Here is a 16,835-nt window from a genome sequence, read left to right as displayed (position 1 = left end):
TATAGTCGTGAAACGCAATACTATATAGTACATCACATAAGATTCATTGCACGAGATAAGATATAGATATGTTTGGAACTTAGAAGTACTTAATGTTCTATAAGTATATCAGCCATGTTTGAACACGATGTTCAAACAAGCCGCCACTGAGCCATGGATGGCGAATTGGCGGCGGTGGCGTGAATAATCAGTGAAGTGAATTAGAACATTTAGTACTTCTTGGTTGCAATACATTTATATCATATCTCGTGCGAATGAATTTATGTGTTGTAAAATGCATACGTTTCACGACGGATAAAACAGATTACAATTATCCGTACGATTTAGAAAGGGAAAAATATGTTTGACAATAAGAACCGCTTTGTAATCGAAAACTACAACAAACAGTCCTGTTTCGCAAGCTTCCTCCCGGGCATCAGCGGCATCCACGGAACCCCGCTGTGGAACTTCTACGTAAACCGAGGACAGGCAATCTGCAGCTTTGGCTCAGAGAACAAAGATCATTCCATCATGGAATTTTATCCGGCACATCAGTCCTACCAGTTTACAAAGACAATGGGCTTCCGCACATTTCTGAAGGTAGACGGAACATTTTATGAGCCATTTGTGGACGACGATATGCCACATAAGATGTACATCGGCATGAACGAGCTGGAAATCGAGGAGACAAACGAAGCACTTGGCATCAAAGTAAACGTTTTGTATTACACAATGCCGAACGAGCGCCTCGGCGGTCTGGTTCGTACCGTGACGATTACGAATCTCTCCGGTGCGAAGAAGGACGTGGAAGTGTTAGATGGTATGCCGGCACTGCTTCCATATGGTATCGCATTAAAGGATATGAAAGAAACGGCACAGACGACCAAGGCGTGGATGCAGGTCGAGGATGTAAACGAGAAGCTGCCATATTACCGTGTGCGTATCGCGCTTGCCGATGCGGCAGAGGTTTCCGAGGTAGAGGCAGGAAACTTCATGGTATCTGTGAACAAGGATGGCGGGAAGCTTCCGATCATCGCCGATCCGGAACTGATCTTTGATTACGATACAAGTCTGGCAAAACCGGTGAATTTCTATAAGACAGAGGTGCTTGCACTTGCGGCAGAGCATCAGCTTTGCGCCAATCAGGTACCGGCAGGCTTTGCGTGTGCACATGAGGAGATTACAGATAGCTACACGATCTATTCTGTATATGGTCAGGCAGGCACGAAGGAACTGTTCCATACATTTGCAGATGCTGGCTTGGATGCAGCATATTTTGCAAGAAAGCATAAAGAAAATGATACAATCATCAATGAACTTGCAGATACGATCGCAACGACAACGGCAGATCCTGTCTTTGATGCGTACTGCAAGCAGACATATATTGACAACGTTCTGCGTGGCGGATATCCGGTGAAGCTTCCGGGCGGACATATCTTTTACGTATATTCCAGAAAACACGGTGATGTGGAGCGTGATTACAATTTCTTCTCTATGCTTCCGGAATATTATTCACAGGGAAATGGAAACTTCCGGGATGTAAACCAGAACCGCAGAAGCGATATCTATTTTGCGAACTTCGTTGGCGATTACAATATCAAGGTATTTTATGATCTGCTGCAGTTGGATGGCTACAATCCATTGCAGGTAAAGCAGATTACATACTCATTAAAGCCGGATGCAGAAGCAGAAGCGCTCTCTTATGTAACGGAGCATGCAGATGTTCTGAAGGATTTATTTGCAAAGTCGTTTACACCGGGTAAATTATATGCGCAGATTTACAATAAGAAGGTTGGACTTACCATCGAGGAAGATGCGTTCTTTGCAGTTGTGATGGAACATAGTGTCGAAAATCTGAACGCAGATTTCGGTGAGGGTTACTGGAGTGACCACTGGACATACAATCTTGATCTTGTGGACGCATATCTGTCTGTCTATCCGGAGAAGGAAGAGACGATGCTCTTTGACGAGAAGGATTATACCTACTATGAGTCAAAGGCAACCGTGCTTCCACGTGTGAAGCGGTATGTCAAGACAGAGAAGGGTGTCAGACAGTACCATTCCATTGACGAGGAGAAGAAGGCAGAGGTAACCTTCGACAAGGCACGTACCGCATATGGAAAGGGTGAGGTCTATACTTCAAACCTTGCAACGAAGCTCGTGCTGATGAGTACACTCAAGTTCGATGCGCTGGATATGAAGGGGATCGGAGTCGAGATGGAAGGTGGAAAACCGGGCTGGTATGACGCGTTAAATGGTCTGCCGGGCTTGTTCGGTTCTTCTGTCTGTGAGACGTATGAGTTACAGCGGATGCTGTTGTTCCTGCGTGAGGAACTTGCGAAGTTTGACCGTGCGGTAGATGTTCCGGCAGAGCTTGCTAAGCTGATTGATGAGACAGATGCGGCACTGCAAGCTTATACAAAGGGCGGGGATCGTCTGGCAGTCTGGAATGCAGTTAATATCGCAAAGGAAGCGTATCGTGAGAAGACCGCATTTGGCATTGAAGGAAAAGAAGAGACGATTCCGGCTGCGAAGCTTGTGGCAATTTTTGACCACATGATCGCATATGTAGAAGAAGGAATCGAGCTTGGATGTGCGATGAAGGATGGTATTGCACCGGCATATATGGCATACAGCATGTCTGATTACACAGAGAAGGACGGCGTGATCACACCGGAGAATCTGCAGGTGGTTGATATCCCGTTGTTCTTAGAGGGACCGGTCCGTTACCTGAAGCTGCCACAGACACATGAGGCGAAGGAAACACTTTACGAGCTGGTAAAGGCTTCAGATATGTATGATAAGAAGCTGGATATGTACAAGGTCAATGCACCGCTTACAAAATGTTCTTACGAGATCGGACGTGCGCGTGCATTCTCCCCAGGCTGGCTGGAGAACGAATCCATCTGGCTGCATATGGAGTACAAATATTTATTGGAGCTGTTGAAGTCCGGACTTTACGAAGAGTATTTTGCAGACTTAAAGAAGATGGGTGTTCCGTTCCTGCCTTACGAGACATATGGCAGAAGTCCGCTCGAGAATTCATCGTTCTTAGTCAGCTCTGCAAACTTCAATGAGAAGATTCACGGAAAAGGTTTCGTGGCAAGACTGAGTGGCTCGACTGCAGAGTTCTTACAGATGTGGGAGCTTATGATGAACGGCGATAAGCTGTTTACAATGCAGGATGGCGTGCTTACATTTAAGCTAGCACCGGCAATCCCGGCATATCTCGTAAAGGATGAAGGCAAGGTAGAGGCAACACTGTTTGGCAGGATCAAAGTTGTGTATGACTGTGGAGGCAAGCGGGATCTGATTCCGGGACAGTATGCGGTTACAAAGTACGAACTTGTGGCAGCTGACGGAAGGGAAGAGATCTGCGAGGGAGCAGTTGTATCCGGAGAAACTGCACAGCGTGTAAGAGATGGAAAAGTTGCAGAAATCCGCGTAACGATCCGGTAAAAGAAAGTGCGTGACAAGAACGTAATAATTATATATAATAAAAAACAATTATGTGATATAAATTTAACTCACAATAAAAAACAGTGTCGCATCGGAAATCATTGATTTGCTTCCGGTGCGACTGTCGTGTTTTTGAAAATGTCAAAAAGAGGAATTATGTACGCAGAAGAACAAAGAAGAAGAGCGTTGAGTCTGCTCGCAAATTTGATTATATGGGTGTTCGAGGCAGTATCGTTTGGCGTAATCTGGTTTGGCGAATATCATAACCCGTTATTTTTCCGTGGGAATTATGTTGTCATTGGATTGTATGCAATATTTATTTTTCTAATCACAAAAAGCTTCAATGGCTATAAGCTAAGCTATATGCGTGTGCTGGATCTGTGCCTGTCACACGGACTTGCGATTGTGATTGGCGGTGCGGTTGCCTATATTTTTATCTGTATGGTGTCACGTGACTATATGAATGTACTTCCGGTTATCATAATGGTGATCATACAGATCGTATTTGAGACATTGTGGGTGATTTTAATCCAGCATATTTATATACTGTTATTCCCACCACGGCAGCTAATCGTGATCTACGGGAAATATCCGCCGGAGAACTTCCTGCTCAAAATCAACGCCCGGCGTGACCGGTATCAGATTTGTGAAGTGTTAAATTATCAGCAGGGTATGGAGAAGATTCAGCAGGACGTGTTGGATTTTGAAGGCGTTGTGCTGTATGATCTTCCCTCGGAAGACAGAAACAATATTTTAAAATATTGCTTTAAACATTCTATCCGGACGTATGTTATTCCGAAGATCACGGATATCATAATGAAAGGCTCGGACGATATGCATCTGGTAGATACGCCGGTATTTTTGTCGCGAAATATTGGGTTGCAGGCAGATCAGAGATTTTTCAAGCGGACAACTGACTTGATTATCTCAGGAGTCGGAATCTTGATTGCATCTCCGATCATGCTGATTATAGCAATTGCAATCAAGGCGTACGATCATGGCCCGGTATTTTACCGGCAGGTGCGTCTGACACGCGGCGGTAAGCCGTTTATGATTTATAAATTCCGAAGCATGCGGATTGATGCAGAGGCAAACGGTGCGCAGCTGGCGAAGAAAGATGATGACCGTATCACACCGGTAGGAAAGGTGTTACGGAATCTTCATTTGGATGAGCTTCCACAGCTTTTCAACGTGTTTGTCGGTGACATGTCGATGGTAGGACCGCGTCCGGAACGACCGGAGATCTTTGAAAAATATGAGGAATCTGTACCTGATTTTGATTTCCGTCTGAAGGTAAAGGCGGGACTGACCGGATACGCACAGGTGTATGGAAAATATAACACCACACCAATCGATAAGCTGAAGCTGGATCTGACCTATATACAGGAATATTCTTACCGGTTGGATCTGAAATTGTTGCTTCTGACTTTCCGTATTGTATTCCGCAAGGAGAGCTCGGAGGGTGTGGATAAGAACCAGCAGACTGCATTAAAGGATAAAAACGAGAAAGGATAAGGGTATCGCACATGAACGTAGCAGTGATTATTGCCGGAGGCTCCGGACATAGAATGGGACAGGATATCCCAAAACAGTTTATCAATGTATATGACAAGCCTGTTTTGATCTATACATTAGAGAGTTTTCAGAGAAATGACCTGATTGATGCAATTGAGGTTGTCTGTATTGACGGCTGGCACAATGTATTATGGGCATATGCCAAGCAGTTTAATATCACAAAAGTAAAATGGGTGATCTCCGGCGGAAACAGCGCGCAGGAGTCTATTCGAAATGGTGTCTATAATCTGAAGGATGTCTGTTCCTCGGATGACAATATCATCATTCATGATGGTATCCGTCCGTTGGTAGATGACGAGGTATTGGAGGATGTCATTGCAAAATGTAATGAGTTTGGAAATGGTGTGACTTCTCTGCCTTACAATGAGCAGATTTTTGTGATCGACGATGAGGCATCCACAACGAAATACATTCCACGTGAGACATTGCGCCGCGTATCAACACCGCAAGCATACAAATTTGATAAACTCGTGTGGGCGTATGAGAAAGCGTTTGCAGAAGAAATCGGAATTTATGGATCTTCTTATACGAATACGATGATGGTAGAGCTTGGTGAACGGTTGTATTTTGCAAAAGGCTCAGACAAGAATATCAAGCTTACGACCAAAGATGATTTAGAGATCTTCAAGGGGTATCTGACCGCGGAGAAAGATAAGTGGCTGAAGTAGGAGATATGAAAATGCATTTATATGACAGTGAACTTTATATGCAGGATGTATGTGCGGTAGCAAGCATGCTTCAGGTACAGGAGCTTGCAGATGCATCGGTGCTGATCTCCGGAGGAACCGGCATGATTGGTAGTTTTTTGATCGATGCGCTTTTATATGCAAACAAGAACTATCAGGCACAGACAGAGATTTATATATTGGGCAGAAATGAGGAGAAAGCGATTGCGCGGTTTGCAGATTATGCGAATTCTCCACAGTTTCATTTTATTAAACAGGATATTAACGAGAAAGTAGTCGGGAATCCTGTATTGCCGGCGAAGATCGACTATGTGATCCATGCGGCGAGCAACACGCATCCGGTTGCCTATGCAAGCGATCCAATTGGAACAATCACGGCAAATGTATTTGGTACGCAGTATCTGCTCGACTATGCGAAGGAGGCAGGCTGTAAACGGTTTGTATTTTTATCTTCGGTTGAAATCTATGGCGAAAATCGCGGGGATACCGATAAATTCGCGGAGGATTATCTTGGTTATATCGACTGCAACACGATGCGCGCCGGATATCCGGAGAGTAAGCGGACGGGCGAAGCATTGTGTCAGGCATATCGCAAACAAAAGGAGATGGATGTGGTGATTCCACGACTGTCCCGGGTGTATGGTCCAACGATGCTGATGAGTGATACAAAGGCGTTATCCCAGTTCATCTTAAAGAGTGTGAAACGGGAAGATATCGTGTTAAAGAGCGAGGGAACACAGGAGTTTTCGTATGCCTATGTGGCAGACTGTGTCGCAGGCATTCTTGCTGTTATGATGGATGGAAAAGACGGCGAGGCGTACAATATCTGTTCCAAAGATTCGGATGTGCAGCTTCGGGAAGTGGCGAAGCATCTGGCGGAGCTTGCAGACAGACAGGTCGTGTTTGACTTGCCGGATGCGACGGAGCAGGCTGGCTATTCGAAGGCGACCAAGGCAACACTTGACACGACAAAGCTTGAGACAGAAATCGGCTTTGTGCCACAATACGATATGAAGACCGGACTTTCCCACACCGTACAGGTGCTTCGGGAAATCATGTAGACAGGGAATAGGAAAAATATGGGAACAAAAATCAAGGAGTTTCGTCAGTATAACAATTTATTTACGGAGCTTGTCAGAAAAGGAATCAAATTAAAATACAGACGATCCTATCTTGGAATCGTCTGGTCGATGATTGAGCCATTGCTTACAATGATCGTATTGACATTGGTGTTTGGTACACTGCTTGGACACAAGGAAAAATCATTTCCAGTTTATATTCTGACCGGACGACTGATGTATACGTTATTTTCACAGTCGACAACCTCTGCCTTAAAGTCAATCCGGCAAAATGAGGCGATGATCAAGAAGGTATATGTTCCAAAATACCTGTATCCGCTTGCGAATATCTGTTTCAATTACATTTTATTTCTGATCTCGCTTGTGGTGCTTGCGGTTGTGGCACTGGTGTTGGGCGTGTTCCCGACCTGGCGTACGCTGCTTGCTATCGTACCGTTGCTCAACCTGTTTTTACTGTCTATCGGTGTCGGCATGATACTGGCGACAATCGGCGTGTATTTCCGGGATATGGAATATCTGTGGAACGTTGCACTGATGCTTATCATGTATACCTGTGCGATTTTCTACTATCCGAAAAAAATCCTGAACAGTAGTGTCAGCTGGATCCTGAAATTTAATCCGTTGTTCTGCATTATCAACAATTTCCGAAATTGTGTGTTTGGCAGAGCGATGAGTGCACATATGCTGATCTATTCGTTTACATTTGCGTTTGTCTGCATCATAGTTGGACTTGTTGTGTTTAATAAGAAACAGGATCAGTTTATTCTGCATCTGTAAAGCATGGGAGGCGGTATCGTGAGTGAAGAGACAAGAAAAGATGTAATTACATTATCCCATGTAGGCATGGAGTTTCATTTGAACAAAGAAAAGGTGGACAGCCTGAAGGAATATTTTATCAAGCTTGTGAAGCATGATATTGCATATACGGAGTTCTGGGCACTGAAAGATGTAACTTTTTCTGTGAAGCAGGGCGATCGCGTTGGCATCCTCGGGTTGAACGGCGCCGGAAAATCGACACTGATGAAAGTGATTGCAGGTGTTTTTAAACCGACAGAAGGAACGATTGAGAAAACGGGTGTACTTGCACCGATGATCGAGCTTGGTGCTGGGTTTGATATGCAGTATACCGGAGCGGAAAATATTTTCCTCTATGGAGCAGTGCTTGGACACTCACGCAAATTCATGGAAGAGAAATTCGATGAGATCGTGGAGTTCTCCGAGCTTGGAAAGTTTATTGATGTACCGTTAAAGAATTATTCTTCCGGAATGAAGGCAAGACTCGGATTTTCGATTGCAACCGTGGTTCGTCCGGATATTCTGATCCTGGATGAAGTGTTGTCGGTAGGAGATGCGAAATTCCGTAAAAAAAGCGAGAAAAAACTGGTTGATATGATGGATACCGGTGTGACGGTACTTTTTGTATCGCATAATTTGGATCAGGTGAAGCGTATCTGCAATAAGGCTATGATTTTGGAGCATGGAGAGATGAAAGCATTTGGAGATATCGATGAGATAGCTCCGGTCTATGAAGAGATGATTGAGTAATATGGTTTTTTTTATCAGACAGATTATAAAAATGATGGCACAGCATGTGCTGTTTCCAATCTATTATTTCTTTTGCTGCCGGAAACCGGTGAGAAAAGGTCTGGTTGTGTTCGCGGATGAACATAAGACAGTATGCCCGTCATCGATGCAGCGTCTGCACGACGCGCTGCTTTTGCAGCACAGTTTTACGGTAATGGATGATTTCTTTGATTTACAGGCTTTGTCTGCACTTTCGGGGATGCGGCGGATGCTTGCATTTATGAAGCTCTATGCACAGGCAGAGTTTGTTATTTTGCAGGATAATTTTCTTCCGGTTTCGTCATGCCGAAAGCGTAAAGGAACAAAAGTAATCCAGCTCTGGCATGGTTGTGGTGCGTTTAAGAGGTTTGGATATGATGCAAAGGATGATATTCCAAGGGTTTACAAAGGAAACGTCTATAAAAACTATGACCTTGTGACTGTGAGCAGTCCATATTGCCGCCCGTTTTTTACGTCGGCGATGCGGATTAAGCATCCCAATATAGTACGGGCATACGGAAGCAGCTATACCGATTGTTATTTTGATGAAGCATATAAACATGCGATGCGGGAAAAATTCGAGCGGATTTACGGTGTGAAGGACGGAAGAACCGTGATTGTGTGGGCACCGACGTTCAGGGGTAATGCCGGACAACAAAATGCAGGTGAACGGACAATCGGTGAAACGTGGATTGACCGGCTTGCAGAAAATCCGGCGTATCTTGTGATAAAAAGTCTGCATCCGCATATGCTGAAACGGGGAGAATTGCAGGCGATGACAACGGGTGAACTTTTGTTTTCAGCAGATATGCTGATTACAGATTATTCATCTGTGATGTTTGAATATTTGTTATTAGACCGGCCACTGCTGTTGTTTGCACCTGACCTGGAAGTATACAGGCAGGCACGTGGATGGTATCTGGACTATAAAGAATTGCCGGGACGTATTGTGACACAGGGAGAGACACTTGCGTCTGTTGTGGCAGAGACATTACAGGAGGATCCTTATAAAGAAGGACGAAAAGAATTTGGTACCCGATATATGAGCCGGTGCGATGGTAACGCGACGAGACGGCTGGTACACTACATGATACATGAGGAGACAAAGAAAAACGATGTTGAAAAGCTTGTTTAAGAGATTTAAGAAAACGATTGTATTTAAGACGATTCAGAAAACAATTCCATACCGGGCACTTCGAAAGGTTTATCGTATGTGCAGAAAGCAGATCCGAAAAATCTACCGTTATGAGATGCTTCGGAAGCATTATCCGAAGCTTTATAATAAGTATGCGGCAAGACCGGTCAACGAGAAGAAGGTTGTCTTTATTGAGGTGCGGGAAAGCAAGATCAGCGACAGCTTTTCTCTGATGTATAAGAAAGTTCAGGAAGAACACAAATACGAGATTCATACACATTTTCTGCGTAGCGGGTTTTCAAAACGCAAGGACTATCGGCATGCCTGTGAGGCAATGATCACGGATATTGCAGATGCAAAGTATATTTTCTTAAATGAATCTTCAGATGTGATCGCGGCGCTGCCGATGCGGAAGGAGACAATCGTGACGCAGCTCTGGCATGGCTGTGGTGCTTTCAAGAAGTTTGGCATGAGTACCGCAGAACTGATCTTTGGCGATGACCGGAAAACACTGGAAAAATATCCGTATCACGGAAATTATACGTATGTAACGGTTAGTTCCCCAGAGGTTGTATGGGCATATGAGGAGGCAATGTCCCTGCAGGATAAAAAGGGTGTAGTTGTACCAACCGGTATTTCCCGTTCGGATATCTTCTATGATGAAGATGCGAAAAAGGCAGCGAAAGAAAAACTGCTCTCAGTGGTTCCACAGGCAAAGGGCAAGAAAGTGATTTTGTATGCCCCGACGTTCCGCGGCAGAGTGGCAAAGGCAAAAACTCCAAATCAATTGGATATCTCAGCGTTTGGTGATGCACTCGGAAAAGACTATATATTACTGTTCAAACTGCATCCGTTTGTGAAGAAACGGACAGCGATTCCAGAGGGGTATGAGGACTTTGCATTTGATCTGACTGACGATATGAGTATTGAGGAGCTGCTGTTTGTGGCAGATATCTGTATATCAGATTATTCTTCCCTTGTATTTGAATATTCACTGTTCGAGAAGCCGATGATCTTCTTTGCATTTGACCTGGATAATTATTATGACTGGCGAGGGTTTTACTATGATTATAAGGAGTTTGTCCCGGGACCGATTCATACAACAACGGAAGAAATGATCGAGTATATCCAGCATGTGGATGAGCGGTTTGATAAGAAAAAGGTACAGGAATTCCGTCAGAAATTTATGAGTGCATGTGACGGACATGCAACAGAACGTATTATGAAGATGATGTTTGGAGAGTAAGCATGGTTTCGGTGATTATTCCGGTTTACAATGCAAAACAATTTGTGTGTGAGGCACTTGCTTCGGCGGTGGCACAGACGTATGTACAGGAAGTGCTTCTGATCGATGATTGTTCTACGGATGGATCCATGGAGGCAGTGCAGACGTGGCTGGACGCACATTCTGCACAGACGGAAGGTGTTTCCGTCCGCCTGTTGAAAAATGCGAAGAATATCGGTGTCGCAGAGACACGGAACCGGGGTGTGAATGAGGCGGAAGGATGTTATGTGGCATTTCTGGATGCAGATGACCGGTTTGTTGCCGGAAAGCTGGAAAAACAGGTGAAGCTGCTGGAACAGACAGGTGCGTGTCTGTGCAACACTGCCCGTGTGCTCATGCGGCCGGATGGAAGTCTGACACAGACCGTGGTGCATACACCGGAGAAAATCACGCTTGCAGATCTCGAAAAGACAAATGTGATTAACTGTTCTTCTGTCGTTGCGCGCCGGGAGGTCATGTTACAGTTTCCGATGGAACACAGTGAGGTACATGAGGATTATCTGACATGGCTTAGGATGCTGCGGACGTATCCGTTTGCGGTTGGAATCGATGAACCACTATTGGAATACCGGTTGTCTGAAAATGGAAAATCCAGAAATAAATGGAAATCGGCCCATATGACGTATCGTACATATCGGCTGGCAGGGTATTCTGTGTGGAAATCATGCAGGATGTTTGTAAGTTATATGGTGAATGGTTTGAAAAAGTATGTGAAGTGTTAAAAATTCACGGTATTTTCAAATTGTTCGGGGAATCAAAGATTGATTTTAAAAGCGAGATGCGATATGATAAGAAAGAACGGCTTTGCCGAATAAAGGTTTGAGAGGTATGGATATGGTTGACGAGAAGAAAACCATCCTTATGACGAAGCTTGCGATATTTGAGAAAAGAGAGAAGAACAAAAGCTTGGTTGTGAGTAAATATTATAGAAGTGATTATGTCCGTTACAACGTATTAAAGACATGGGTGGCAGTGACCGTTCTGTATTGGTGTGTCATTGCAGGATATATATTCATGACGTTTGACAGCGTTTTGGAGAAACTGAATGACCTTGATTATTTCGCAATCGTATACAAGATGCTTGGTGGTTATGCGATTGTCTGTGCAATTTATTTTCTGTTTGCGTTTATCTTGTACAATTACCGGTATAAGAAAGCGAAAAATGGTCTGGTACAGTATAATATTAACCTGAAGGAGCTGATTCATGCGGATGATCCGCCGGAGCAGAGACGTCGTATGGTGGATGAATCAAAGCGTGCAACCGATGATGTTTCCGCAGCCAGAAAACATGCTCCGAAGGCAAATTCCCGTGCAAATGTCAGTCGTTCGGAGATGATACAGCGGCAGCTGCAGGCGCAGCAGGAACAAAAGAATCAGGAGATTATTGAGAACGTAAAGCGTAGGAACGAGCGGATTTCTGCACAACAGCAGGAGGAAGCACAGAGGCAGCAGGAGATGGAAGAAGAGCGGCGTCGGATCCGTGCACGCCGGGAACAATTGGAACGGGAACAACTGCAACGCATCAGACAGGAGCAGCAGAGTATGTATCGGGAAAATCATGTCTATAATACAAATACACCGGATGGTGCAGGAAGGGGAGACAAATAAATGACTGGAATGATAGCAGTAAGAAATTCGATACGCGATTTTTTGAGAAAATATGATGAGGTAGCGACTCCGATCATCCGGTTTATCTTTTCATTCATTATGTTTTCCTGTATCAACTCATTGTTTGGTTACAGCGAGTTTTTACACAGAGGTGTGATTACATTTTTGCTGTCCGTGATTAGCGCGCTTGTGACAGGCCCTGTAGTAGTTTTTCTGGCGGGCGTTGTCGTGGCAGTTCATTGCTTTTCTGTATCTATGGATATAGGTGTGCTGTGTCTGCTGCTTTTTCTGATTATGTATTGTGCGTATATCCGGATGTTTCAGAATACCGGATATGTATTGGCGTTGGTGCCGATTTTGTATATGTTGAAGATTCCGTTTGCGGCTCCGGTTATGGTTGCGATTTTTGCAGGATTTTCCGGTGCAGTTCCAGCAGCATTTGGCGTAGTAATTTACTATTTTTCACAGTATGTAAAGGAGGCAAGAGCCACAATCCTTTTGGGCGAGGATACTGATTTTCAGGGGTATTCTTATGTAGTCAATGGTTTGATGAAGGATAAGGTAATGTTGCTTGCCGTCATTGCATTTGCCATTGTGGTAATGGTAACTTCTCTGATTCATCAGCTGAATTTTGATTATGCATGGTATGTTGCAATTGGTGTGGGAAGTGTATTTACGATTCTTGTATTTTTAATATGTGGTATGATGGTTGATGTCAGCGTCCCGGCAGGAAGCCTTGTGCTTGGAGCAATTCTTGGCGGTGTGCTTGGTGTCGTCGTGCAGATGTGCAAGAGTGTCATTGATTACTCACATAAAGAGTCTGTACAATTTGAAGATGATGATTATTATTACTATGTAAAAGCGATTCCGAAGGTTGGAGAAGCTCAGAGAAAACTTGTAAAAACAATGACGGATGAAGATGTTGTGGAAGAAGTGAAGAAACAGCCACGTTCACAACAGGGTGTAAATAGTCAGGCAAGACAGCCACGCCCACAGCAGGGGACAAATGGTCAGGCAAGACAGCCACGTCCACAGCAGAGTGCAAATGGTCAGGCAAGACAGCCACGTCCACAGCAGGGGACAAATGGTCAGGCAAGACAGCCACGTCCACAACAGGGGGCGAATAGTCAGGCAAGACAGCCTCGTCCAAAGCAGAACCGTAACAATGGGCAGACAAATCGATAAGGACTAGCGATGGTTAAGGGGTGTTAGTTTGAAAAAGTTACTCACAGCATTAAGTGTATATTTTGATTGGTTTTACATACCAAAGATTCATGTCACGGATATCATTGAGATTATTATTCTGTCATATGTAATTTACCATATCATGATCTGGTTTAAAAAGACACGGGCATGGACCTTGTTCAAAGGAATTGTTGTGTTGTTTATTTTTGTCGGACTGGCAACCCTTTTTCGTTTGAATACGATTTTATGGATCTTCCGGAATACGATCAGTGTCGGTATTATCGCTGTGATTATTCTGTTCCAGCCAGAATTGCGTCGGGCACTGGAGGAACTGGGACGAAAGAAGATCTTTACAGATGTTCTGACACGGGATGACAAAAATCTGCATCTTGAGCGTGTGAACAATCATACAATTGACGAACTGGTTGCAGCTTCTATTGATATGGGAAAAGTAAAAACTGGTGCATTGATTGTGATTGAACAGGATGTTGCACTGGGAGAATATGAGAATACAGGAATTCTGGTCGACGCAGCTCTGACAAGACAGCTTCTGATCAATATTTTTGAGCATAATACACCATTGCATGATGGTGCGGTTATTATACGGGATAACCGGGTGCTTGCAGCAACCTGTTATCTGCCACTTACAGATCGTATTGATCTGAACAAGGCACTGGGAACAAGACACCGGGCGGCCGTTGGTATCAGTGAGGTGTCTGACAGTATGACGATTGTTGTATCGGAGGAGACGGGTGAGATTTCCGTAGCGTATGGTGGAACCCTGTATCGGAATCTGGATGCAATTGAACTTCGAAAGAAATTGACCTCTTTACAGCCGGTAGTTCCGGAGCACAGACGTGCGAGACTGCGGAAAGGGGGCAAAAAAAATGGAAAAAAATAAGAAAGAGATTGGGCATATCGGGTATAAAATTGCCGCTGTTTTACTTGCAATCGTTGCATGGCTTGCTGTCGCGAATATTTCGGATTATCAGACAACAAGAGAGATATCAGACATTCCGGTGACGCAGATTAATGGTGATGTGCTGGATGAGCTGGATCAGGTCTATGACGTTGTGAGTGGGGATACGGTTGATATTATTGTAAAAGGACGGCGCTCTGTGGTTGGAACTCTTGGCAGGGAGGATTTCACTGCCATTGCAGATCTGTCAACAATGTCCATTACGAATACAGTGACGGTCTCTGTGGAAGCCAAAAGCAGCTCTGTGAAAGATGAAATCAGTATTACCTGTGTGGATAATACAATGAAGTTAAATCTGGAAGAGAAAGTGACACAGCAATTTCCGATTAAGGTGGTGACAACTGGCAGTACAAAAAATGGGTTTGCGGTAAGTGGAACTTCGTCTACGCCGAATATTATCAAGGTTGATGGACCGAAGAGTGCTGTGGAAAAAATCACGGAGATACGTGCTTCCGTAGACGTGGATCAGAGAAATGCAAGTTTTGAAACGGAGCCAGAGCTTCATATCTATGATGCATATGGGGAAGAAATTACAAATGATAAGATTACGCTGGATGTTTCATCCGCAAAGGTAAGTGTTGAGATTTATGCAACCAAGACGGTACCAATCGAGGTTAATCTGCGTGGAACCCCGGGGGATGGTTACGGTGTGGAAGGAGTCGTATATCAGCCGCAGAATGTAGAATTGGTTGGTCCGGCAGAGGCGTTGTCGAAGATTGAGACTGTGGAAGTGGATGATGTATCTGTGAGTGGTATGACAGAGGATTATCAGACAGATGTAGATATACGGGATTATTTGCCGGATGGGGTTTCAGTTGTGAATATCCCGCCGGAAATCACAGTGAATATATCCATTACAAAACTGGAGGATAAGAAGCTGACTGTGACAGTAAACAGCTTTGTGCTTGACAAGCAGGTGGATGGTTATCAGTATGAGATTACATTGAACAACTTTACAATCACAGCATCCGGATTCTCAGATGTCGTATCAAAGCTGACGCTGGACGATATTGTTCCAACGATTGACTGTTCCGGACTTCCGGTAGGAAATCATGGGAATGTGACAGTGACTCTGAGGCAATTGGAGGGTGTTACATATGAGATGAGTGGTACGGTCAGTGTGAATGTCACAACTACGGAAGAATAAAGATTCATTGGTGATAGATGGTTGATCCGCCGGATGGAGGATTGCAAAGAAGAAAGAAGCGTGAGTATATGGCACAGGAAAAGATAGAACAATTCAAGAAAGCCGTTGCACAGTGTAATTCAATTGTATTCTTTGGAGGTGCCGGCGTATCAACGGAGAGCGGGATTCCGGATTTCCGAAGCACGGATGGTCTGTATAACCAGAAGTATAAATACCCGCCGGAGACGATTGTAAGCCACAGCTTTTATATGCAGCGGACAGAAGAGTTTTATGAGTTTTACAAGGACAAGATGCTGTTCCCGCAGGCACAGCCCAATGCCGCACATAGGAAGCTTGCCGAATTGGAGCAGGCGGGGAAATTAAGGGCAGTCATCACGCAGAATATTGATGGACTGCATCAGGCAGCAGGAAGCAAAGAAGTGTTGGAGCTTCATGGATCGGTACATCGGAATTATTGTACAAAATGTAAGAAGTTTTTCCCACTTTCGTATGTTGTGGAATCAAAAGGAATTCCGACATGTGACGAATGTGGCGCAATTATCAAACCGGACGTTGTTCTGTATGAGGAGGGACTTGACCAGAGTATCCTGACGCGCTCCATCAATCATATTGCGAAGGCAGATATGCTGATTATCGGTGGTACATCGTTAGCTGTATATCCGGCAGCAGGGCTGATTGATTATTTTCATGGTAAATATCTGGTTGTGATCAACATGGCATCAACTCCACGTGATTCCTATGCGGATATCGTCATCAATGGAAAGATCGGAGAGGTACTATCTCAAATTGAGGTCTGAGGCAGGACTTGACAGACAAAAACGATGGTGCTAAAGTACAGTTGTGTTTAAAAGTAAATAAATATTTACTCGGGGCGGGGTGTGATTCCCCACCGGCGGTATAGCCCGCGCGCAGTGATGCATGATTTGGTGAGATTCCAAAGCCGACAGTATAGTCTGGATGAGAGAGTAAGGATAAGAGAAGCAGGAGAAAATGGCGGCATGCATCATAAAACACCATGAAAGCCATTTGATTTGAATGCGGATAGAAGTCTGAAACCCCGGTACATAGCGATATGTGACCGGGGTTTGATTTTTGAAGATAATTGACCAAATACAAGCACTGATACAAGGCTGCCTGCAATTGTGGCAGCAGGCA

The 16,835-nt window shown here is 44.4% G+C and carries 14 protein-coding genes and 1 riboswitch; all 14 genes read left to right on the top strand.

Annotated elements, in window-relative coordinates:
• Window positions 1-339: 339 nt before the first annotated feature.
• The 14 genes from ACZQK9_RS09105 (at window position 340) to ACZQK9_RS09040 (ending at window position 16,477) form a co-directional block, all read left to right on the top strand.
• Window positions 340-3,438, top strand: coding sequence for a hypothetical protein (locus ACZQK9_RS09105; RefSeq protein ID WP_483270378.1), 3,099 nt, complete (start codon window positions 340-342; stop codon window positions 3,436-3,438).
• A 156-nt stretch (window positions 3,439-3,594) separates the two neighbouring features.
• Window positions 3,595-4,953, top strand: a complete 1,359-nt coding sequence (locus ACZQK9_RS09100; RefSeq protein WP_483270377.1) for an exopolysaccharide biosynthesis polyprenyl glycosylphosphotransferase — start codon at window positions 3,595-3,597, stop codon at window positions 4,951-4,953.
• 11 nt (window positions 4,954-4,964) lie between these two features.
• Window positions 4,965-5,681, top strand: a complete 717-nt coding sequence (locus ACZQK9_RS09095; protein WP_178017061.1) for an IspD/TarI family cytidylyltransferase — start codon at window positions 4,965-4,967, stop codon at window positions 5,679-5,681.
• A complete protein-coding gene (locus ACZQK9_RS09090; protein ID WP_483270376.1) occupies window positions 5,669-6,760 on the top strand; it encodes an NAD-dependent epimerase/dehydratase family protein in 1,092 nt (363 codons plus the stop codon). The genes ACZQK9_RS09095 and ACZQK9_RS09090 overlap by 13 nt, the downstream gene beginning before the upstream one ends.
• An 18-nt stretch (window positions 6,761-6,778) precedes the next feature.
• Window positions 6,779-7,555 (top strand): ABC transporter permease, encoded by a 777-nt coding sequence (locus tag ACZQK9_RS09085; protein ID WP_216507489.1) that lies wholly within the window; start codon window positions 6,779-6,781, stop codon window positions 7,553-7,555.
• Window positions 7,556-7,621: 66 nt separating this feature from the next.
• Window positions 7,622-8,323, top strand: coding sequence for an ABC transporter ATP-binding protein (locus tag ACZQK9_RS09080; RefSeq protein WP_483270393.1), 702 nt, complete (start codon window positions 7,622-7,624; stop codon window positions 8,321-8,323).
• Between the two features lies 1 nt (window position 8,324).
• Window positions 8,325-9,476 carry a CDP-glycerol glycerophosphotransferase family protein gene (locus ACZQK9_RS09075; RefSeq protein WP_483270375.1) on the top strand — a complete coding sequence of 384 codons (1,152 nt, stop codon included), beginning with the start codon at window positions 8,325-8,327 and terminating at the stop codon, window positions 9,474-9,476.
• Window positions 9,457-10,722: a CDP-glycerol glycerophosphotransferase family protein gene (locus tag ACZQK9_RS09070; protein ID WP_178017057.1), complete on the top strand. Its 1,266-nt coding sequence runs from the start codon at window positions 9,457-9,459 to the stop codon at window positions 10,720-10,722. Before ACZQK9_RS09075 ends, ACZQK9_RS09070 begins: the two co-directional genes overlap by 20 nt.
• Window positions 10,723-10,724: 2 nt before the next feature.
• On the top strand, window positions 10,725-11,483 hold the full coding sequence (locus tag ACZQK9_RS09065; RefSeq protein WP_483270374.1) for a glycosyltransferase family 2 protein: 759 nt from the start codon (window positions 10,725-10,727) through the stop codon (window positions 11,481-11,483).
• A 112-nt stretch (window positions 11,484-11,595) separates the two neighbouring features.
• Window positions 11,596-12,369, top strand: coding sequence for a hypothetical protein (locus ACZQK9_RS09060; protein WP_178017055.1), 774 nt, complete (start codon window positions 11,596-11,598; stop codon window positions 12,367-12,369).
• Window positions 12,370-13,554: a proline-rich domain-containing protein gene (locus tag ACZQK9_RS09055; RefSeq protein WP_178017054.1), complete on the top strand. Its 1,185-nt coding sequence runs from the start codon at window positions 12,370-12,372 to the stop codon at window positions 13,552-13,554. It abuts the gene before it with no gap.
• A 28-nt stretch (window positions 13,555-13,582) separates the two neighbouring features.
• Window positions 13,583-14,455, top strand: coding sequence for a diadenylate cyclase CdaA (cdaA, locus tag ACZQK9_RS09050; protein ID WP_178017053.1), 873 nt, complete (start codon window positions 13,583-13,585; stop codon window positions 14,453-14,455).
• Complete coding sequence (locus tag ACZQK9_RS09045; RefSeq protein WP_178017052.1) at window positions 14,442-15,680, top strand: CdaR family protein; 1,239 nt, start codon at window positions 14,442-14,444, stop codon at window positions 15,678-15,680. The genes cdaA and ACZQK9_RS09045 overlap by 14 nt, the downstream gene beginning before the upstream one ends.
• A 68-nt stretch (window positions 15,681-15,748) precedes the next feature.
• Window positions 15,749-16,477 carry an NAD-dependent protein deacylase gene (locus tag ACZQK9_RS09040; protein WP_483270373.1) on the top strand — a complete coding sequence of 243 codons (729 nt, stop codon included), beginning with the start codon at window positions 15,749-15,751 and terminating at the stop codon, window positions 16,475-16,477.
• Between the two features lie 61 nt (window positions 16,478-16,538).
• Window positions 16,539-16,653: riboswitch (FMN riboswitch) on the top strand.
• Window positions 16,654-16,835: the final 182 nt, after the last annotated feature.

The sequence above is a fragment of the Wujia sp. genome (assembly GCF_056872695.1).
Note: the sequence above shows the minus strand (reverse complement) of the source record. Positions and strands in the feature narration are given on the sequence as shown.

What these genes read in the sequence shown, in the direction of transcription:
- ACZQK9_RS09105 (WP_483270378.1), top strand. Translation starts at nt 340, where the DNA reads ATGTTTGACAATAAGAACCGCTTTGTAATCGAAAACTACAACAAACAG.
- ACZQK9_RS09100 (WP_483270377.1), top strand. Translation starts at nt 3,595, where the DNA reads ATGTACGCAGAAGAACAAAGAAGAAGAGCGTTGAGTCTGCTCGCAAAT.
- ACZQK9_RS09095 (WP_178017061.1), top strand. Translation starts at nt 4,965, where the DNA reads ATGAACGTAGCAGTGATTATTGCCGGAGGCTCCGGACATAGAATGGGA.
- ACZQK9_RS09085 (WP_216507489.1), top strand. Translation starts at nt 6,779, where the DNA reads ATGGGAACAAAAATCAAGGAGTTTCGTCAGTATAACAATTTATTTACG.
- ACZQK9_RS09080 (WP_483270393.1), top strand. Translation starts at nt 7,622, where the DNA reads ATGGAGTTTCATTTGAACAAAGAAAAGGTGGACAGCCTGAAGGAATAT.
- ACZQK9_RS09075 (WP_483270375.1), top strand. Translation starts at nt 8,325, where the DNA reads ATGGTTTTTTTTATCAGACAGATTATAAAAATGATGGCACAGCATGTG.
- ACZQK9_RS09070 (WP_178017057.1), top strand. Translation starts at nt 9,457, where the DNA reads ATGTTGAAAAGCTTGTTTAAGAGATTTAAGAAAACGATTGTATTTAAG.
- ACZQK9_RS09065 (WP_483270374.1), top strand. Translation starts at nt 10,725, where the DNA reads ATGGTTTCGGTGATTATTCCGGTTTACAATGCAAAACAATTTGTGTGT.
- ACZQK9_RS09060 (WP_178017055.1), top strand. Translation starts at nt 11,596, where the DNA reads ATGGTTGACGAGAAGAAAACCATCCTTATGACGAAGCTTGCGATATTT.
- ACZQK9_RS09055 (WP_178017054.1), top strand. Translation starts at nt 12,370, where the DNA reads ATGACTGGAATGATAGCAGTAAGAAATTCGATACGCGATTTTTTGAGA.
- ACZQK9_RS09045 (WP_178017052.1), top strand. Translation starts at nt 14,442, where the DNA reads ATGGAAAAAAATAAGAAAGAGATTGGGCATATCGGGTATAAAATTGCC.
- ACZQK9_RS09040 (WP_483270373.1), top strand. Translation starts at nt 15,749, where the DNA reads ATGGCACAGGAAAAGATAGAACAATTCAAGAAAGCCGTTGCACAGTGT.